The sequence below is a fragment of the Microbacterium sp. MEJ108Y genome, assembly GCF_000834175.1.
GTDB classification, from domain to species: domain Bacteria; phylum Actinomycetota; class Actinomycetes; order Actinomycetales; family Microbacteriaceae; genus Microbacterium; species Microbacterium forte.
Genome location: NZ_JXQX01000009.1, coordinates 52,275 through 71,252 on the forward strand (window position 1 = coordinate 52,275; position 18,978 = coordinate 71,252).

The 18,978-nt window shown below is 69.1% G+C and carries 20 protein-coding genes; 8 read left to right on the forward strand and 12 right to left on the reverse strand.

What is annotated here, in order from left to right; genetic code table 11:
- Positions 1-106: 106 nt before the first annotated feature.
- Entirely contained in the window at positions 107-928 is an 822-nt protein-coding gene (locus tag RU09_RS04595; protein WP_042537996.1) for an MOSC domain-containing protein, read from the forward strand.
- A 42-nt stretch (positions 929-970) separates the two neighbouring features.
- Here RU09_RS04595 and RU09_RS04600 read toward each other — a convergent pair whose 3' ends face one another.
- From RU09_RS04600 to purM, 3 genes are read right to left on the reverse strand one after another with little or no spacing between them, the layout of a single operon-like run.
- Positions 971-2,302: an MFS transporter gene (locus RU09_RS04600; protein ID WP_228385640.1), complete on the reverse strand. Its 1,332-nt coding sequence runs from the start codon at positions 2,300-2,302 to the stop codon at positions 971-973.
- On the reverse strand, positions 2,275-3,747 hold the full coding sequence (gene purF, locus RU09_RS04605) for an amidophosphoribosyltransferase (protein ID WP_042537998.1): 1,473 nt from the start codon (positions 3,745-3,747) through the stop codon (positions 2,275-2,277). The genes RU09_RS04600 and purF overlap by 28 nt, the downstream gene beginning before the upstream one ends.
- A gap of 6 nt (positions 3,748-3,753) precedes the next feature.
- Positions 3,754-4,884: a phosphoribosylformylglycinamidine cyclo-ligase gene (purM, locus tag RU09_RS04610; RefSeq protein ID WP_042538000.1), complete on the reverse strand. Its 1,131-nt coding sequence runs from the start codon at positions 4,882-4,884 to the stop codon at positions 3,754-3,756.
- Between the two features lie 62 nt (positions 4,885-4,946).
- On the opposite strand from purM, the gene RU09_RS04615 reads away from it, so the two are divergent.
- Positions 4,947-5,579, forward strand: a complete 633-nt coding sequence (locus RU09_RS04615; protein ID WP_042538002.1) for a hypothetical protein — start codon at positions 4,947-4,949, stop codon at positions 5,577-5,579.
- Positions 5,580-5,604: 25 nt separating this feature from the next.
- Here RU09_RS04615 and RU09_RS04620 read toward each other — a convergent pair whose 3' ends face one another.
- Together RU09_RS04620 and RU09_RS04625 are read right to left on the reverse strand one after the other, a co-directional pair.
- Positions 5,605-5,919: a hypothetical protein gene (locus RU09_RS04620; protein WP_042538004.1), complete on the reverse strand. Its 315-nt coding sequence runs from the start codon at positions 5,917-5,919 to the stop codon at positions 5,605-5,607.
- A 123-nt stretch (positions 5,920-6,042) separates the two neighbouring features.
- On the reverse strand, positions 6,043-6,414 hold the full coding sequence (locus RU09_RS04625) for a sterol carrier family protein (protein ID WP_042538320.1): 372 nt from the start codon (positions 6,412-6,414) through the stop codon (positions 6,043-6,045).
- A 64-nt stretch (positions 6,415-6,478) separates the two neighbouring features.
- Between RU09_RS04625 and RU09_RS04630 the strand changes: the two genes are divergently transcribed.
- From RU09_RS04630 to RU09_RS04645, 4 genes are all read left to right on the forward strand, one after another.
- Complete coding sequence (locus tag RU09_RS04630) at positions 6,479-7,159, forward strand: NUDIX hydrolase (protein ID WP_042538006.1); 681 nt, start codon at positions 6,479-6,481, stop codon at positions 7,157-7,159.
- Between the two features lie 47 nt (positions 7,160-7,206).
- On the forward strand, positions 7,207-8,484 hold the full coding sequence (purD, locus tag RU09_RS04635) for a phosphoribosylamine--glycine ligase (protein ID WP_042538009.1): 1,278 nt from the start codon (positions 7,207-7,209) through the stop codon (positions 8,482-8,484).
- A 98-nt stretch (positions 8,485-8,582) separates the two neighbouring features.
- Positions 8,583-9,050 (forward strand): winged helix-turn-helix transcriptional regulator, encoded by a 468-nt coding sequence (locus RU09_RS04640; protein ID WP_042538011.1) that lies wholly within the window; start codon positions 8,583-8,585, stop codon positions 9,048-9,050.
- Positions 9,047-10,369 carry an MFS transporter gene (locus tag RU09_RS04645; protein WP_042538013.1) on the forward strand — a complete coding sequence of 441 codons (1,323 nt, stop codon included), beginning with the start codon at positions 9,047-9,049 and terminating at the stop codon, positions 10,367-10,369. The genes RU09_RS04640 and RU09_RS04645 overlap by 4 nt, the downstream gene beginning before the upstream one ends.
- Positions 10,370-10,430: 61 nt before the next feature.
- Here the strand turns inward: RU09_RS04645 and RU09_RS04650 are convergent, their stop codons facing one another.
- The 7 genes from RU09_RS04650 to RU09_RS04680 all read right to left on the reverse strand — a co-directional run bounded on the left by RU09_RS04650 (position 10,431) and on the right by RU09_RS04680 (position 16,471).
- Complete coding sequence (locus RU09_RS04650) at positions 10,431-11,159, reverse strand: amino acid ABC transporter ATP-binding protein (RefSeq protein WP_042538015.1); 729 nt, start codon at positions 11,157-11,159, stop codon at positions 10,431-10,433.
- Positions 11,156-12,634: an amino acid ABC transporter substrate-binding protein/permease gene (locus tag RU09_RS04655; protein WP_042538017.1), complete on the reverse strand. Its 1,479-nt coding sequence runs from the start codon at positions 12,632-12,634 to the stop codon at positions 11,156-11,158. The genes RU09_RS04650 and RU09_RS04655 overlap by 4 nt, the downstream gene beginning before the upstream one ends.
- 120 nt (positions 12,635-12,754) lie before the next feature.
- Positions 12,755-13,285, reverse strand: a complete 531-nt coding sequence (locus RU09_RS04660; protein WP_042538019.1) for a GNAT family N-acetyltransferase — start codon at positions 13,283-13,285, stop codon at positions 12,755-12,757.
- Between the two features lie 89 nt (positions 13,286-13,374).
- Positions 13,375-14,952, reverse strand: a complete 1,578-nt coding sequence (locus tag RU09_RS04665; RefSeq protein ID WP_042538021.1) for a DHA2 family efflux MFS transporter permease subunit — start codon at positions 14,950-14,952, stop codon at positions 13,375-13,377.
- A complete protein-coding gene (locus RU09_RS04670; RefSeq protein WP_197065959.1) occupies positions 14,949-15,575 on the reverse strand; it encodes a PadR family transcriptional regulator in 627 nt (208 codons plus the stop codon). Before RU09_RS04670 ends, RU09_RS04665 begins: the two co-directional genes overlap by 4 nt.
- Before the next feature lie 79 nt (positions 15,576-15,654).
- Positions 15,655-16,203 (reverse strand): GNAT family N-acetyltransferase, encoded by a 549-nt coding sequence (locus tag RU09_RS04675; protein WP_042538026.1) that lies wholly within the window; start codon positions 16,201-16,203, stop codon positions 15,655-15,657.
- 52 nt (positions 16,204-16,255) lie between these two features.
- On the reverse strand, positions 16,256-16,471 hold the full coding sequence (locus RU09_RS04680) for a DUF2945 domain-containing protein (RefSeq protein WP_042538029.1): 216 nt from the start codon (positions 16,469-16,471) through the stop codon (positions 16,256-16,258).
- A gap of 97 nt (positions 16,472-16,568) precedes the next feature.
- Between RU09_RS04680 and RU09_RS04685 the strand changes: the two genes are divergently transcribed.
- Positions 16,569-17,447, forward strand: a complete 879-nt coding sequence (locus RU09_RS04685; protein ID WP_042538031.1) for a phosphoribosylaminoimidazolesuccinocarboxamide synthase — start codon at positions 16,569-16,571, stop codon at positions 17,445-17,447.
- 173 nt (positions 17,448-17,620) lie between these two features.
- Complete coding sequence (locus RU09_RS04690; protein ID WP_042538034.1) at positions 17,621-18,976, forward strand: uracil-xanthine permease family protein; 1,356 nt, start codon at positions 17,621-17,623, stop codon at positions 18,974-18,976.
- The last annotated feature ends 2 nt before the right edge of the window (positions 18,977-18,978 follow it).

Below are 18,978 nucleotides of genomic sequence, written 5' to 3' on the forward strand. Positions count from 1 at the left end.
CCGTGCGATGCACGGGGGTTTCGTCGTGCCCGGAATGCCGGAACCCGTCGCTGCCGATGTCCTGTCGGTGACGGACGGACCCCTAACAGCCTGAGAGGATCTCCTCATGGCTCGTGTCGTCTCGCTCTTCCGTCACCCGATCAAGGGCTTCACTCCCGAATCCGTCGATTCGCTGACCGTGCAAGCCGACGGCCGGATCGCGGGCGATCGCGTGCTGGCGTTCCGCTTCGCCGAGGCGACGGCCCCGGAGCACCACGACGGCCTCGACCACTGGCCGAAGGCGAAGGGCCTCTCGCTGCAGGACTTCCCCGGGCTCGCGGCACTGCGCACCGACTACGACGACGCTCGGCAGCGCGTGCGGATCGAGCACGCCGGAGCAGTGCTCGTCGAGGCGGGACTCGATGACGCCGGCCGTGTGGAGCTCGCGGATGCCGTGACCGAGTTCGTGCTCGCAAGCGCGGAGGGCCGGCGCATCCGACGCCCAGGACGACTGCCGCTCGTGCTGGTGGGCGACGGTGTGACGTCGAGGTTCCAGGACCGCGCTCGCGGATACGTCTCGGTGCACAGTCGCGGCAGCGTCGACGCGCTCAGCGACGCCCTCGGCTTCGGCATCGATGACCGGCGATTCCGCTCGAACGTCGTCGTCGATGACGTCGCCCCGTGGTCCGAGCTCGACTGGACGGGTGAGCTGAGCATCGGTCGGGTGTCGTTCCGCACAGCGGGCCCGATCGTTCGGTGCCTGGCGACACACGCCAATCCCGACACCGGAGCCCGTGACGCGAAGGTGCTCAAGACCCTCACGAACGACCTCGGACAGGATGAGCCGACGCTCGGCAGGCTGCTGCTTCCGCCGCGTGCCGCGGCCGACGGATCCGCCGAGTGGGCCGGCGGCACCATCAGCGTCGGCGACGAGGTGCGGGCGCACTGAGGGCACGCTGAGGTCGCACCGGTGCCGTGACCTCGCCGCGAGTCACCAGCGACCGTGCCGGCGCTCCCAGTCCTCTTCGATGGTGCGACGACGACCCGCGATCCACCCGGCGGGGATCACCGCGATCAGAACGCCGACGAGAAGCCAGAGCGGGATCTGCCAGCTGTCGGTCATGTCGTGCAGCAGACCGATCAACAGCGGGAACACCGCGGCGACCGCGTATCCGATGCTCTGCACGAACCCGCTGAGCGCCACGGCGCTCTCCGGCGTGCGCGCGCGGATGCTGAGCAGCACGAGAGCGAGCGGGAACAGCCCTGGCGCGAGGCCGAAGAACACGACCCAGATCGGCAGCGCCACCGTCGGGAGGAAGATGAATCCGAGGAGTCCGATGAGGCCACAGGCGATCGAGATGACGAACACGGGTCGCGTGGCCTGGAACCGGACGATGAGGATGGGCACGAGCAGGGAGCACGGCAGACCCATCAGACCGAACAGTGAGAGCAGCAGCCCCGCATTCGCCGGCGTCACCCCACCCACGTCGATCATGATCGAGGGCAGCCAGGCGAAGGAGACGTAGGCCAGCGTCGACGACGCCGCGAACACCAGCGCGATGGACCATGCCATCGGCAACCGCCACAGCCGGCCGAAGACCCGGGGGTTCGCAGGCGTCGTCGCGATCGGGCCGGTCGCCACGGATGCCGCGTCGTACCCGTCGCGCTCGACCTCGGTCGAGGCGGGATCGACGCGTGTCTGCGCGGCGGCGACGGCATCCGCTCGGCTCGTGACCAGCATCGCCACCCACGGCACCAGAGCGATCGCGGCGAACACGCCCCACAGGCCGAGCGAGACCCGCCACCCCGCCGAGTCGGCGAGCGGCACCGCGACGAGCGGCGGCACGAACGTCGACACGGCCATGGTGGTCGAGTACACGGTCATCATCAGACCGAGTCGATCGGGGAAGTACTTCTTGACCAGAGGCGGCAGCAGCACGTTGCCCGAGCCGACACCCGCGAACACCACGGTCGTCGCGGCGAGCAGCGACGTCGAGTCGACGGCGAGGCTGCGCAGCAGCAGCCCGGTCGCGATCAGCGCGATCGCGACCACGGCCACGCGCTCGAGCCCGAACCGGCGCTCGAACAGCGGAGTGAGCAGACCGAAGACGGCGAAGCACACGGGCGGCGCGGCACCGATCAGACCCACGACGACCGACGAGACCGCGAAGTCCTCGGCGACGTGGTCGAGCACCGGTGACAGGGATGCCACTGCCGAGCGCAACGAGAAGGCGACCAGCACGATGCCGATCAGCGCGAGGGCGCGACCACGCCAGAGCGGCTGCGCACCCGAGGTCACGAGGTCTGCGACCCCTCCACCCACGCGAGGTACTCGTCGGAGACCGTGCCGGTGACGTACCGGCCGTCGAAGCAGCTCATGTCGAGATCGTTCAGCACGGAGCCCTCGGTGATCGCAGCCTTGAGGTCTTCCACCTCCTGGTAGACCAGGTGGTCGCAGCCCAGCTCGGTGGCGATCTCGGGGATCGTCCGTCCGTGGGCGATGAGCTCATGGCGCGACGGCATGTTGATGCCGTAGACGTGCGGGTATCGCACGGGCGGCGCGGCAGACGCGAACGTCACCGAGGTGGCACCGGCATCCCGGGCCATCTGGATGATCTGCTTCGACGTCGTGCCCCGCACGATCGAATCGTCGATCAGCAGCACGTTCTTGCCCTGGAACTCGGTCGACATCGCGTTCAGCTTCTGACGCACGCTCTTCTTGCGCACGGCCTGGCCGGGCATGATGAAGGTGCGGCCGACATAGCGGTTCTTGTAGAAGCCCTCGCGGTATTCGATGCCCAGCTTGCGGGCGACCTCCATGGCCGCGGGGCGAGACGAGTCGGGGATCGGCATGACGACGTCGATCTTGTCCATCGGCACGTGCTTGGCGATCGTGTCGGCGAGCTTGTCGCCCATGCGCAGACGCGACTCGTAGACGGAGACGCCGTTCATGACCGAGTCGGGACGAGCGAGGTAGACGTACTCGAACGCGCACGGCGCGAGCACGGGATCCTTGGCGCACTGCCTGCTGTGCAGTTCGCCCTCGTTGGTGATGAAGATCGCCTCGCCGGGCTCGACCTCGCGGACCACCTCGTAGTCGGCGTTCTCGAGCACGAGCGACTCGCTCGCGACGACCCATTCGTCGCGGCCTTCCGCGCCAGGGACGGTCGAGGGGCGACGACCGAGGATGAGGGGGCGGATGCCGAACGGGTCGCGGAACGCGAGCAGGCCGTAGCCCGCGATCACGGCGATGACGGCATAGGCGCCCTCGATGCGCTCATGCGTGCGCTCGACGGCCTCGAACACCCGCTCGGCGTCGAGGTCGACCGTCGACGTCGTGTTCTGCAGTTCGCCGGCGAGCACGTTGAGCAGCAGCTCGGTGTCACTCGAGGAGTTGAGGTGACGGCGGTCGCGCTGGGCCATGTCGGCCGTGAGCTCGCGCGTGTTCGTCAGGTTGCCGTTGTGGATGAGGATGATGCCGTACGGCGCGTTCACGTAGAACGGCTGCATCTCCTCTTCGTTCGACGCCGTGCCCTTGGTCGCATAGCGCACGTGACCGAGCCCGACGTTCCCGAGGAGCCCGCGCATGTCGCGGGTGCGGAACGCCTCGCGGACCATGCCCTGCGCCTTGGCGTTGTGCATGACGCCGTTCGCCTCAGCTGTCGCGATTCCCGTCGCATCCTGGCCGCGGTGCTGCAGCAGCAGGAGTGCGTCGTAGATGTCCTGATTGACCGGGGCAGAGCCCACCATTCCGACGATGCCGCACATGGGCTCTTACTTCGCTCCGTCCGCATAGGCGCCGACCAGGCGCACTGCTCCACCGTCGACGCCCTTGGCGCCCTGTTCGAACTCTCCTGCCGGACGCGCGCCGAAGCCCACGGTTCCGACCTGCCACGCGGGCATGCCGTCTGCCGCGAGCGCCGCGATGGCGGCATCCTTCTTGTCGGCCGCGACGATCGCGAGGAATCCGATGCCGAGGTTCCAGGTGCCCTCGGCGGATTCCAGCGTCGACCCTGCGATGTCGCTGAGCACGCGGAAGACCGGGCTCGGCGACCACGTGCTGCGGTCGACCTCGGCCCAGCTGCCCTGCGGGAGCACACGGGCGAGGTTGGCCGCGATGCCGCCGCCGGTGACGTGGCTGAGCGAGTGCACTCCGCCCGCGCCCGTCGCGCCGCCGAGCTGCTCGATCAGACGAAGCAGCGGAAGCGTGTAGAGGCGCGTCGGCTCGAGAAGAGCCTCACCCCAGGTCTTGCCGAAGTCGGCGGCGTTGTCGCCGTAGCCGATTCCGGCGTTCGTGACGATGTGGCGCACGAGCGAGTAGCCGTTGGAGTGCAGTCCGCTGGACTCGACGGCGAGCACGACGTCGCCGTCCTGCACGCGGTCGGCCCCCAGGATGCCGTCGGCCTCGACGACTCCGGTCGCGGCGCCTGCCACGTCGTAGTCGCGCGGGCCGAGGAGCCCGGGGTGCTCTGCGGTCTCGCCGCCGATGAGCGCGGTGCCGGTGGCGGTGCACGCCTCGGCGATGCCGCGCACGATGTCGGCGATGCGCTGCGGGAAGACCTTGCCGCAGGCGATGTAGTCGGTCATGAAGAGCGGCTTCGCGCCCACCACGACGATGTCGTCGACCACCATGCCGACGAGGTCCTGGCCGATCGTGTCGTGCTTGTCGATGGCCTGCGCGATGGCGACCTTCGTGCCGACGCCGTCTGTGCTGGTCGCGAGCAGCGGGCGACGGAAGTCGCGCAGCGCACTCGCGTCGAACAGTCCGGCGAAGCCGCCGACACCGCCGAGCACTTCAGGGCCGTGCGTAGCGCGCACGGAAGACTTCATCAGCTCGACGGCGAGATCGCCTGCAGCGGTATCGACGCCGGCTTCGGAATAGGGATTGGTGGGGGAGGCAGCCACACCTCCAGCCTACCGCCCGCGGGGCCCTCCTCTCCCCGCCCGCGATCTCCTACGATGGGGCCATGGCCGACAAGCCGCAGTGGTTGATCCGCGAGGATGCGAGCGTTCCAGTGCTCGTCGCGCTCGCGCTGCGTCAATCCCTCGGCATCCGGGCCCCCGAAGACCTGCCGAGCCTGCGCGATCTGCCCGTCAGAGCGCCGGATGCCGTCGAGGTGACGCCCGAGCTCGAGAAGCAGTGGCGCGACTTCTGGGACATGACGGTCGAACCTCGGGCGCACCCCTCCGGCGTGCCGCTCGAGCTCGTCGACGGCTTCGACACGCTCGTGGCCCTGCCTGCGACCGGTGCCGAGCAGCTCGCCGACGCGATCGCGCCGCACGCGGAGTCGGCGATGCACTTCGCCCGCGTCGCGCACGACCGCTACGTCGCGTCGATCCGCAGCTCGATGGCGAGCCGGTCGGGCAACGGCAACATCGGCGGCGAGGCGTACCGTGCCTATGCGAGCGCGATCGCCGAGTTCGAGCGCGAGATCGGGCGCCGAGCGCATTCGTTCGAACTCAACGTGCAGGTGCTGCCGTTCTCGCAGCGGGGGATCTGGTGGATCGGCGCTCTCACGGTCGCGGTGACCGACGGGCTGCGCCGCGACGTGGTGTCGTTCGACGCGGCGATCCGGCCGATCATCGCAGAGCTGGCCTGACGCGGCCTGCTGCGCACCGACCGGGTCAGTCGTTCTCGATGATCGTCTCGTGCTCGACCGTGACGACGTGATCATGGCGGCGGGCGAGCCGCTCGAGGATCAGCGCGACGATGCTCGCGAGGGCGAAGCCGATCGGCACCGTCCACAGCAGAAGGAACCCGAACACCTGCCCTGGCGGGTAGACGACGCCGACCGCGTCGGAGGGTTCGTAACTGCCCATCATCGTCAGGATGCCGGCGGCGATGATGCCGAGCACGACGCCGATGCCCATGAACACGCCGAAGCGCGGCACGCGGCGGACGGTCGCCTCGACCGTCTGGGAGGAATCGTGGGAGGACATGCATCCATTCTCCCACCGTTGCCTGTGGGTCGCTCCCCCGTCTTCCGAGCATCTCGACGTCGCTCTGGTGGGGCCCTCGACCTGAGGGTCCTGCGGGCGCTCAGGGTGCTGCGAGTGCTGCGGTCAGGGACGCAGCGGCAGGACGTCCGAGAGGTCCGCGCGGGTGCCCGATGCGCTCACCCGGCCCGAGCCCGCGGCATCCGCCCAGTGCTCCGTGCCCGTGGCGACGGCGATCCAGGTCGCCGGGTCCATCTCGACGACGTTCGGAGGGGTTCCGCGCGTATGCCGAGGGCCCTGGATCACCTGCACGGCGCCGAACGGCGGCACTCGCACCTCGACGCTGTTGCCCGGAGCCTTCTCGTCGAGCAGCTGCAGCAGATAGCGCACGGCAGTGGCGAGCGGGGTGCGCTGCGGCTTCTCGCCCGCGGCATCCGCTCTCCTGACCTCATCGAGCGCCGCGCGGCCATCGATGATGTCGATCTTCCTGGAGGGCATGGGAACAGGGTACGCCGAGCGCAGCACTGCCCTGGAGGCTCTTCGCAGGCATAGGCTCGAGGCGATGAGCCAGAATCCCGACACCCTGCACGGCGCGAGAGCCGAGCTGCTCGCCGCGGCGAAGCGCAGTGAGGGCTGGACGGGGCCTGTGCCACCGGTCGACGGCAGCGCGCATCCGGCGTCCGTGCTCGTGCTGTTCGGCAAGCTCGACAGCACCCCGGCTCAGACCGACGCCACGACCATGGCCGCCGACCTCGACGTGCTGCTGCAGCGCCGAGCGGCCACGCTGTCGTCGCACCCCGGCCAGGTGTCGTTCCCCGGCGGCCGGGCCGAGGATGCGGATGCGGATGCCGTCGCCACCGCCCTGCGCGAGGCCGAAGAGGAGACCGGTCTCGACCCGGCCGGCGTCGAGATCCTCGCCACTCTTGCCGAGATCCCGCTCGCCGCGAGCAACCACATGGTCACCCCCGTGCTCGGCTGGTGGCGTTCGCCATCGCGCGTCGCGGCCGTGGATCACGCCGAGACGGTCGACGTGTTCCGTGTGCCCGTGGCACAGCTGCTCGACCCCAAGACCCGGTTCACATCGACCATTCACCGCATGGGTCGCGCCTGGAAGGGGCCGGCGTTCGACGTCGACGGCACGATCGTGTGGGGTTTCACGGCGATGGTGCTCGATGCGCTGTTCGACGCCGCAGGCTGGACCATGCCGTGGGACCGGTCGGCGGAGCGCCCGGTCGAGCTCTGAGCCGCAACCCGCCGAAACGCGCGCGTCCGCCTCGGTAGTCTGGACGGGTGAAGATTCTCGTCCTCGGTTCCGGTGCCCGTGAGCACGCGATCATCCTCGCCCTGCGAGCAGAGACCGCGGAGCACGAGATCTTCGTCGCCCCCGGCAACGCCGGGATCGCGCAGGACGCGACGCCCGTCACCCTCGACATGCTCGACGGCGCCGCGGTGACCTCCTTCGCCAACGAGCACGCCGTCGACCTCGTGGTGGTCGGCCCGGAGGCCCCGCTGGTCGCCGGTGTCGCCGATGTGCTGCGCGCGCACGGCATTCCGGTGTTCGGCCCCGGCAAGGCTGCGGCGCAGCTCGAGGGATCCAAGTCGTTCGCCAAGCGGATCATGGATGCGGCCGGCGTGCCCACCGGACGAGCGGTGCGCGCCACCACGACCGCCCAGGTCGAGGCCGCGTTCGACGACCTCGGAGCCCCCCATGTGGTGAAGGCCGATGGACTGGCGGCAGGCAAGGGCGTCATCGTGACGTCCGACCGCGCCGAGGCGCTCGCGCACGCCGAGCACTATCTGTCCTCGGGCCCCGTGCTCATCGAGGAGTTCCTCTCAGGCCCCGAGGTCTCGCTGTTCTTCCTGAGCGACGGCGACACCGTGCGGGCGCTCAGCCCCGCGCAGGACTTCAAGCGTGCGCTCGACGGCGACGCAGGTCCCAACACCGGGGGCATGGGCGCATACTCGCCGCTGCCGTGGCTGGCCGACCAGTTCGGCAGCGAGCAGGCCTTCGTCGAAGAGGTCACCCGAGATGTCGCCCTGCCCGTGATCCGTCAGCTCGACGAGGAGGGCACCCCGTTCATAGGCCTGCTCTACGCCGGGCTCATCCTGACTCCCGCCGGTGTGCGCGTGATCGAGTTCAACGCCCGCTTCGGCGACCCCGAGACCCAGATCGTGCTGCCTCGTCTCGTGACGCCGCTGTCGGAGCTGCTGTTCGCCGCGGCATCCGGCACTCTCGAAGACCAGCCCGAGCCGGTCTTCAGCGACGATGTCGCCATCACCGTCGTCCTGGCCAGCGAGGGCTACCCCGAGGCTCCGCAGACCGGTCGCCCGATCGAGGGCCTGGCCGACGCCGCGGCCGTCGAGGGCGTCCGTCTCGTGCACGCTGCGACCGCGAGCCCCGATGCGCCCGGCGGCTCGCTGATCGCCACCGGTGGGCGCGTGCTGAACGTCGTCGCTGTGGCATCGGACTTCCGCACCGCGCGCGACCGGGCATACGAGGCCATCGGCCGCATCTCTCTCGAGGGTTCGCACTTCCGCACCGACATCGCGGCCCGCGTCGCGGAGTAGCTCGCCCCTTCGTCGTTTTCCTGCCGACTCGCGCAGGTACTCCGCCTTTCCGGACGCGGACTCTTGACACCAACAACTTTCTTCAAGAAAGTGACTGGATGCCGCTCCGCTCCGACTGGTCGACAGCCACGTGTCCGATCGCCCGCTCCGCCGATGTGCTCGCCGACCCGTGGGTGCTTCTGATCCTGCGCGAGCTGTTCTCGGGTCGCACCCGCTTCGATGAGCTGCGCGATGCCACGGGAGCCGCCGACTCCGTGCTCGCCCGGCGCCTCGCCTCGATGACCGAGGCGGGCCTCGTGCGGCGCGACGACGAACGGGGGTATCTCCTGACGGAGGTCGGCCGAGAGACCCTCCCGATCCTCCACGCCTACGCGAGATTCACGCGCGTCACCGATCCCGACGGCCCCTGGGGGCTGACCGTCAGCTGCGGGCGCTGCGGCGAGCTCGCGGCATCCGCAGACTGGTGCACGACCTGCGCCGCCCCGCTCGACGCAGACACCACCCGGTGGTCGCGTCGCAGCATGGGCGGCGAGCCGTTCGCGCTCGCATCAGGCACCGCCGCATGACCGCCGAATCGGTCGAGGAGCCGACCGACCTTCCGACACCCACGCCGCCCGCGATGCCGCAGCGCCGCATCCATCCCGCATGGATCGTCGCACTCGTCGCACTGATCGCACTGATCGGAGCCGCCGGGTTCCGTGCTGCACCAGGGGTGCTGATGCTGCCTCTGCAGGACGAGTTCGGCTGGACCACGGCCGAGCTCTCTCTCGCCGTCACGGTCAACCTGCTGCTGTTCGGCCTCACAGCACCGTTCGCCGCCGCCCTCATGCAGCGCTTCGGCATCCGCGCCGTCACCGTGACCGCTCTGCTCGTGATCGGAGCGGGTGCTGCGCTGAGCGTCTTCGTCGCCACCCCGGCGCAGCTCATCCTGACGTGGGGCGTGCTCATCGGACTCGGCACCGGGTCGATGGCGCTGGTGTTCGCGGCCACGATCACCGACACCTGGTTCGCGACCAGGCGCGGCCTCGTGTCGGGCGTGCTCACGGCCGGAAGCGCCACCGGGCAGCTGATCTTCCTGCCGGTGATCGCCGCGGCGGCCGAGGACATCGGCTGGCGAGGGGCATCGCTGATCATCGCCGGGGGTGCGCTCGCGGTCGTCCCCCTGGTCTGGATCTTCGTGCGCAACCGTCCGAGCGATCTCGGCGTCAACCGCTACGGAGACAGCGGACCCGTCACCGTGACCGCACGACCGAAGGGCAGCGCGTGGGGAGCCGCTCGACTCGCGATCACCACACTGCGCGACGCCGCGCGCACCAAGACGTTCTGGGCGCTCGCGATCGGATTCGCGATCTGCGGCGCCACGACCAACGGCCTGATCGGCACCCACTTCATCCCCAGCGCGCACGACCACGGGATGCCGACGACGACCGCAGCCGGGCTGCTCGCCGTGGTCGGGATCTTCGACATCGCCGGCACGGTGTTCTCGGGCTGGCTGACCGACCGGGTGAACCCTCGCATCCTGTTGGCCGCGTACTACGCGCTGCGCGGCGTGAGCCTGCTGTTCCTGCCGAGCCTGCTGTCGGCCGAGGTGCAGCCGAGCATCGTCGTGTTCATCGTGATCTACGGCCTCGACTGGGTGGCGACGGTTCCGCCGACCATCGCACTGTGCCGTGAGGTCTTCGGCGATCGGGGTCCCCTCGTGTTCGGCTGGGTGTTCGCCTCGCACCAGATCGGCGCCGGCATCGCCTCGTTCCTCGCGGGCATGGTGCGCGACCACACGGGCCAGTACACCGTCGCCTGGTTCGCCGCCGCCGGCCTCTGCGCCGTCGCCGCGCTGGTGAGCGCCACGATCCGCCGGCATCCGGCCGCGGTCACGTCGCCCTGATCGCCCGACGACGAAGGCCCCCACCCGGAATCGGGTGGGGGCCTTCGACACCGGAAGACGCTCAGAGGACCTTCGAGAGGAAGTCCTTCAGGCGCTCGTTCTTCGGCGCGCCGAACAGCTCGGCGGGCGGCGCCTCTTCGACGACGACTCCGCCGTCCATGAACACCGTGCGGCCCGAGACCTCGCGGGCGAAGCCCATCTCGTGCGTCACGAGCACCATCGTCATGCCGCCGGACGCGAGGTCACGGATCACCTGCAGCACCTCGCCGACCATCTCGGGGTCGAGCGCGCTGGTGGCCTCATCGAAGAGCATGATCTCGGGGTCCATCGCGAGCGCGCGGGCGATCGCCACGCGCTGCTTCTGACCGCCCGAGAGCGATGCCGGCTTGGCATCCGCCTTCTCGGCCAGGCCCACGCGATCGAGCAGAGCGAGCGCCCGCTCCTTCGCCTCGGCCTTCGACAGTTTGCCGAGCTCGACCGGCGCCAGCGTGATGTTCTCGAGCACGGTCATGTGCGGGAACAGGTTGAAGTGCTGGAACACCATGCCGATGCGCTGGCGCACCTCGTCGAGCTTCACGCTCTTGTCGGTCAGGTCGACGCCGTCGACGATGACATGACCCGACGTCGGCTCCTCGAGCTTGTTGAGGCAGCGCAGCAGGGTGGACTTTCCCGACCCGGACGGACCGATGACCGCGATGACCTCGCCGTCTTCGACCGTCAGGTCGATGCCCTTGAGCACGTGGTTGTCGCCGAACGACTTGTGCAGGTCTCTGACCTCGATCTTGCTCATGCGTTGAACTTCCTCTCCAGGCGGTTCGCGAGCAGCGTGAGAAGCGTGATCACGACGAAGTAGATGATGGCGACGATGGTCAGCACCTGGGCCGACAGGTACGTCGAGGCGATGATCTGGCGCGACACGAACGTGAGCTCGGCGAGCCCGATCACGCTGATCAGCGAGGTGTCCTTGAGGGTGATGATGCCCTGGTTCACGAACGACGGGATCATGATGCGGAAGGCCTGCGGCAGCACGACCTTCCGCATGGTCTTCCAGTGGCCGAGGCCCAGGGAACGCGACGCCTCGGACTGACCGGGGTCGACGGCCTGGATGCCGCCGCGGATGATCTCGGTCATGTACGCACCGGTGTTCAACGAGAGCGTGATGGCGCCCGCGACGAACGGGTTGAACGTGAGCCCGGGGAACAGCTGCGGGATGGCGAAGAACACGAAGAACGCCTGCACCAGGATCGGGGTGCCGCGGAACACGTAGACGTACGCGGTGGCCACCCAGCGGAACGGCGCGAAGGCCGACACCCGGCCGAAGCCGAAGATGAGCCCGAGGATGAACGCCGCCACGATCGCGACCAGCGTCGCGAGGATCGTGAGCCACAGGCCCTCCATCAGAGCGGGCCAGTACTTCACCGCCACGGAGAAGATGTCGGTCGCCTGCGTGCTCTCCTCGCCGCCTGCGAGGTAGCTGTCGACGATCTCATCGTACTCCCCCGAGGCCTTGAGGTTCTCGAGACCCGCGTTGAACATCTCGACGAGTTCGGGGTTCTGGCCCTTGTTGACCGCGAATCCGTATTCGCCGCCGAGCTCCGGCTCGCCGATCAGGCGGAAGCCGGACCCCTGCTGGATGCCGTAGGCGAGCACCGGGAAGTCCTCGAAGTAGCCGACGGCCTGGCCGGCCTTGACGGCATCCACCATGTCGGTCGTGTCCTGGTACGGCGTGATGCGGAAGCCGAATTCGTCCTGGTTCTCCTCGGCGAACGTCTGCCCCTGGGTGCCGGTCTTGACCGCCACCGCTTCGCCGTCGAGGTCGTCGAGCGACTGGATGTCGCTGGACTCGAGCACTCCGAGCTGGATGCCGCTGGTGAAGTACGGCTCGCTGAAGTCGAACGTCTTCTCGCGCTCTTCCGTGATCGACATGCCCGCCATGACGGCGTCGACCTGGTTGGCCTGCAGAGCCTGCACCGCGGCGTCGAACCCGAGCTGGCGGATCTCGACCTCGAAGCCCTGGTCGTCTGCGATCGCGCGCAGCAGATCCATGTCGATGCCGACGAGCTCGCCCTCGGGAGAGGTGAACTCGAACGGCGCGAACGTCGTGTCGGTGCCGATGACATAGGTCTCGGAGTCGTCGGCCGCGGTGGCCGCGGACGCGCCGCCGAGCAGCGCACCGGCCGCGATGAACGCCGTGAGCGCCATCGCCCCGACGGTGCGTCCGAACGCGCGCAGGCGCGCGGAAGCAGGAGAGGGATGTGGGATCACGACGGGTGCTCCTCGGATCGGATGGGCGACAGGATGCTGCCACCGGGATGGTCGTCGACCATCCACCCTAACCGGCGACGGCGTGTCGCCGTGATCCGAGGGCGGTCCGCGCGCTCGCCTCTAGCGGGTGATCCAGTATCGGCGGAGCATCGCGTGCCCCCGCGCCGACTGGTCGCTGACGTCCTGCAGCACGCCTCCGGCACCCTCGATCGTGCGATACGAGCCGACGTTGTCGTCGTCGCAGGTGACGAGCACGCGCTCGAGGCCGATCTCGCGAGCACGTTCGAGCCCGAGACGCAGCGCCGCAGAGGCGTAGCCCTGTCGGCGGCGAGAGGCGCGCACCGAGTAGCCGATGTGGCCGCCCGCCTCACGGAGCCATTCGTTCAACTCGTGCCGGAAGGAGAGGAAACCGACGACCTCGCCATCGTCGACGATCCAGTACAGATCGTTGTGCACGGCGTCGTCGGGCAGGTCGGCCGTGGTGTCGGCGAGCAGCGTCGACTTCTCGATCAGGGCCTCGAGCGTCTCGAGATCCGGGGTGACGGGTGCCTGCAGACCTGAACCGTCGACATGACCGTCGCCGAATTCGGCGACGGCAGCCGCCCAGGAGTCGAACAGGTCGGTGGTGGGCCTCGTGAGCTCGATCGTCATCGCCCGATGACATCACAGGGGCGTTCCCGGCCGCAAACCGGGCATTCCCCACGCGTGTGCGGAAGGCCCGGCTCGCAGGCAGGAGTGGGTCACGCCGCAGGCGCGGGCGCCTCCGTGGGAGCCGACGCGGCAGCATCCGCCCTGTCGTAGCGTCCGAGGAACAGCGAGGCGACGAGGGCGACGACCATCACGCACGCGGGAAGCAGGATCGCCTGCGACATGCCTGCGGCGAACCCCTCGGCGACCTCGGGCGGCAGCGAGCCGCCACCGCTGATGCCCGACGGGGCATCCGCGAGACCGGGCAGGTTCGCCTCGAGACGAGACTGCATGAACGTGGCGATGGATGCCGAGCCGATGACCGATCCGATGGTCCGGGTCGTGTTGTAGATGCCCGCGCCGGCGCCCGCCTGGCGCGGCGGCAGCTTGCGGGTCGCGGTGGTCGCGAGCGGCCCCCACATGCCCGCGTTGCCGATGCCCATGAGCGCCGACGGCAGCAGGAACATCCAGATCTCGGTGCCCATGTTGATCAGCGTCGAGTACCAGACGAGGGCGACGACGACGCAGAGGAGACCCGGGATCAGGATGATGCGCGGGTCGACGCGGTCGAGCAGCTTGCCCGCGAACGGGGCGAGCACGCCCGAGAGCACGGCCATCGGGATGAGCAGCAGAGCGGCCTCGGTCGGGGTGAGGCCGCGAGCGGTCTGCAGGAAGAACATCATCGGCAGCGACATGCTCGTCACCGTGAACCCGACCGCGGCGATGGCGACGTTCGCGCCCGAGAAGTTGCGGTCGCGGAAGAGGGCGAGCGGCACGAGGGCCTCACTGCGCGTGCGCGCCTGCTGCACGATGAACAGCCCGAGCACGATGAGGCCGGTGATGATCAGGCTCCACACCGAGATCGGGCCCCAGATCACACCCCAGTCGAACTTCTCGCCCTCCTGAAGACCGAAGACGATGAGGAACAGCGCGACCGCGCTCAGGATGACACCGAGGACGTCGAAGCGGTGCGGACTCGTCTGCAGCTTGGGCACGAGCCGCCAGGCGAGCACGAAGGCGACGATGCCGACGGGGATGTTCACGAAGAAGATCCATTCCCAGCCGAAGCCGTCGACGAGCAGTCCGCCGACGAGGGGTCCGACGAGCGTGGCGACACCGGCGGTCGCACCCCACAGGCCCATGGCCGCACCGCGGCGCTCGGGCGGGAACGTGCGGGTGATCACTGCCATGGTCTGCGGCGTCATGAAGGCGGCGCCGAGCCCCTGCACGGCGCGCGCCGCGATGAGCATCTCGAGCGAGCCCGAGAGTCCGCACCAGAGCGATGCGAGCGTGAAGATCGCGAGGCCGATGAGGTAGATGTTCTTGGGACCGAAACGGTCGCCGAGGCGTCCGGTGATCAGCAGCGGCACGGCGTATGCGAGCAGGTAGGCGCTGGTGACCCACACCACGTTGTCGAGGTTGTTCGTGGTGGGGTCGAGGGCGGCCTTGATCGCCGGGTTCGCCACCGAGACGATCGTCGTGTCGACGAGGATCATGAAGAAGCCGATGACCAGCGCCCACAGGGCGGGCCACGGGCTGGCGGGACGGTGGCCCGCCGCGAAGGTGCCGGTCGAGGGACCGGATGACGAGGATGCCACGGGCGTGCGTCCCGTCGAGGGAGAGTCGGTCATTGCTGTGCAGCCTTTCGCTGAGCGAGGTAGCGGTCGGTGTTCTCGAAAGCCGTGGGCCCCCAGGGGAACGCCTCGGCCTCGAGACGATCGAGGAGCGAGTCGAGCCAGCGCAGCTCGGCATCGAGCAGCACCTCTTGACGCTCGAATTCGACGAGCACCTGCTCGGGGGCGCCCTTGCGGCGGGCGCCGGTCAGTCCGTCGCGGTGCAGAGCATGCCCTTCCGCGAGTGCAACACGACGGATGCGGAGGCAGTCGACGACGTCGGGGCGCTCGAGGTTGTGCGCTTCCGCGAGTGCAATCCGGAACTCGGCGGGGCGGTCGATGATCGACAGCTCGCGGCGGAGCCAGCCGATGAGCGCGTCACGACCGGCATCCGTGAGCGTGTAGGTGGTGCGCTCGGGGCGATTGCCCTCTCGATCGGTGCCCACCTCGTCGATGAGTCCGCCACGCTGCAGACGACCGACCGTGTGATAGAGCGTCCCGTTGGTGACGGCGAGCAGACGCTCGTCGCGGCGAGCGCGCATCAGACGCACCATCTCATAGGGGTGCATGTCGCCCTCGCGCAGCAGCGCGAGCACCATCACCCCCATCGGGGTCAACCGCTCCGCAGGTTCCTTCGACACGTGCTCCACCTCAAATAGTCCACGTGGACTATACGCCCCTTCAGGCCGGTCGACAAGACGGATGCCGACTGCGGCCGATCTACGCCAAGGCGGCCGCGAGCTGTTCCGGCGTGAGCGGCCGATCCGCGTACACGAGCCGCACCACCCCGGGGTCGGGGTTGCCCGCGTCGGGCGCACGATGCACGAGGTCGAGTCCCAGCTTCCCGGCGACGCGAGCAGAGGCATGGTTGTGCTCGACGAGGTAGGCGATGACGGGCCGATCCGGCGCGATCGCCCTCGCTCTCTCGACTCCGGCCTGCGCCAGCTCCGTCGCCAGCCCCTGACCGTGGTGGTCCCCGGCGATGCGATAGCCGATGTTCCACACCGCTCCGCCCAGCAGGGTGCACCCGCCGTTGCCGACGACCTCTCCGGTGTCGCGCAGACGGGCGACCCACGATCCGAGACCGGCATCCGACCAGCTGCGCTCCCACCGCTCCATCATCCGGATCGTCGTCTCGGGGTCGGTGTGACGCAGGCTCGGATAGTGCGTCCACACCCGCGGATCGCTCTGGATCGCGAAGACCTCGTCGAGGTCGGCGGCGACGGGGCGCGACAGGCGCAGGCGTGGGGTCAAGGTGTCGTCGGTCACGAGTCCAGGCTAGGCACCCCCGCAGACACCGGGCGCCGCCCTCCGGGGTCGCTCAGCTGCTCAGCCTCCGCAGCGCCGAGCCCTTGTGCGCGGCCTTCTCGCCGCTCTTCTCGGACTTCACGATGTACGCAGGCTCATCGTCCGAAGCCGTGAAGCTCTGACCGGCGAAGCGGAAGTCCTTCGTCCGCTTCTCCTCCACCGTGCCGTGCGTTCGTCCTTGGGGCGTGTTCCAGCTCACCCGGTCACCCGTAGACAGGTCCTTCGTCATGACTCCTCCGCTCCGTCGATTCGAGCGTCGCCGATGCCGCGCCGTTCGCACCAGCCCTTGACACGACACCGGCGCCGTCTACCGGGATAATGGGCGGGTGACCACTCCTTCGGACAGCACCGCGCAGACCATCCCCGGCTGGCGCCACATCTACTCGGGCAAGGTCCGCGACCTCTACGCCTCGGATGACGCCGCCGACACCCGCATCCTCGTCGTCGCCTCCGACCGGGTGAGCGCGTTCGACTTCGTGCTGTCACCGGGCATCCCCCAGAAGGGCGCACTGCTCACGCGTCTCAGCCGCTGGTGGTTCAGCCACCTGAGCGACGTTCCGAACCACCTCGCCGAGGGCGACATCCCGGCGAGCGTCGCCGACCGGGCCATGCTCGCGCAGTCGCTGGAGATGCTGCCGGTCGAGTGCGTCGTGCGCGGCTACATCACCGGCTCCGGCTGGGCCGAATACACCGAGAGCGGCACCGTGTGCGGCATCCCGCTGCCCGCCGGTCTGGAGAACGGCGACCGCCTGCCCGAGCCGCTGTTCACACCGGCCTACAAGGCGCCGATGGGCGAGCACGACGAGAACATCACCTTCGAGCAGACCGTCGAGCTCGTCGGCGCCGACCGCGCGGCCGAGCTGCGCGACGTCTCACTCGCCCTCTACACGCGGGCCGCTGCGATCGCCGAGGAGAAGGGTCTGATCCTCGCCGACACCAAGTTCGAGTTCGGGACGGATGCCGACGGCGTGCTGCACCTGGCCGACGAGGTGCTGACGAGCGACTCGTCGCGCTACTGGGATGCCGAGGCCTGGCGCACCGGCTCGACCCCGAGCGAGCGCATGGCGAGCTTCGACAAGCAGATCGTGCGCGACTGGCTGGCCTCGAACTGGGACAAGCAGGGCGAGCCGCCCGTGCTTCCCGAGGACATCGTCGAGCGCACCGCCGCGCGCTACCGCGAGCTGATCGAGCGCCTCGGGGCCTGACGCGCGCACCCTCTCGGGAGGGAAACTGCGCCTCGGGAGGAGAGATTCTCGGGAATTCCCCTCCCGAGGCGCAGAAGTCCGCCCGAAGGAGCGACCGCGCGCACCCAGGGAACACTCAGGAATCGGTAGTGTTGCTCCAGCACTCCCACTCCCCCCGATCCTGAGGAGCCCGCATGCCCCTGTGGAAGACCCACGGAAACGGCCGCACGGTCGAACCCGGCGCCGTCGTCAAGCCCGAAGAGCGCCTGAACTGGCCGGCCACGATCGCGATCGGCGCCCAGCACGTCGTCGCGATGTTCGGCGCCACGTTCCTGGTGCCGACGCTGACCGGCTTCCCGGTCTCGACCACGCTGCTGTTCAGCGGTCTCGGCACCCTCATCTTCCTGCTGATCACCAAGAACCAGCTGCCCAGCTACCTCGGATCGTCGTTCGCGTTCATCGCGCCGATCACCGCCGCGGTCGCCGCCGGCGGCACCGGATCCGCCCTGGCGGGAGTCGTCGCGGTCGGCATCCTGCTCACCGTCGTGGGCCTGGTCGTGCAGTTCGCCGGCCTGCGCTGGGTCGACGCGCTGATGCCTCCGGTGGTCGCCGGTGCGATCGTCGCGCTCATCGGCTTCAACCTCGCCCCCACCGCGTGGAACAACTTCCAGCTCGACCCCGTGACCGCGACCATCACCCTCGTCGCGATCATCCTGTTCGCGGTGCTCTTCCGCGGATTCCTCGGGCGCATCTCGATCTTCCTCGGCGTCGCGGTGGGCTTCATCTACGCCGCCTTCACCGGGTCGTTCGAGGTGCCCAACGCGCTGCGCGGAGGCAAGACGCCCGCAGAGCTCATCGCCGACGCGCCGTGGGTGGGCCTGCCCGAGTTCCAGCTCCCCGACTTCGTCGCGCCCGGCACGTGGTCGACCATCGCCATGTTCCTGCCGGTCGTGCTGGTGCTCGTCGCCGAGAACGTCGGCCACGTGCGCGGTGTCGCCACGATGACGGAGGACCCCGCGATCAACAGGCACACCGGCCGCGCCCTGATCGCCGACGGCGTCGCCACGACGATCGCCGGCGGCTTCGGCGGGTCGGGCACGACGACGTACGGCGAGAACATCGGCGTCATGGCCGCGACCCGCGTCTACTCGACCGCCGTCTACTGGGTCGCCGGCCTCTTCGCGATCCTGCTGGCGTTCTCGCCCAAGGTCGGCGAGGTGTTCAACTCGATCCCCGCGGGCGTGCTCGGGGGTGCGACGACCGCGCTCTACGGCCTGATCGGCATCATCGGCATCAAGATCTGGGTCGACAGCAAGGTCGACTTCTCGCGTCCGGTGAACCAGTACACCGCCGCGGTGTCACTCGTGATCGGCATCGCCGGGTTCTCGATGCAGCTCGGCGACTTCGCGTTCGGCGGCATCGTGCTCGGCACGGTCGCAGCTCTCCTGATCTACCACGTGGGCAACGCGATCGCTCGCGCGCGCAAGACCGGCGCCGACGACCCGAGGCCGCTCGAGGCCGTGGGTCCGCTGGGCGGCGACCCCGCATAACC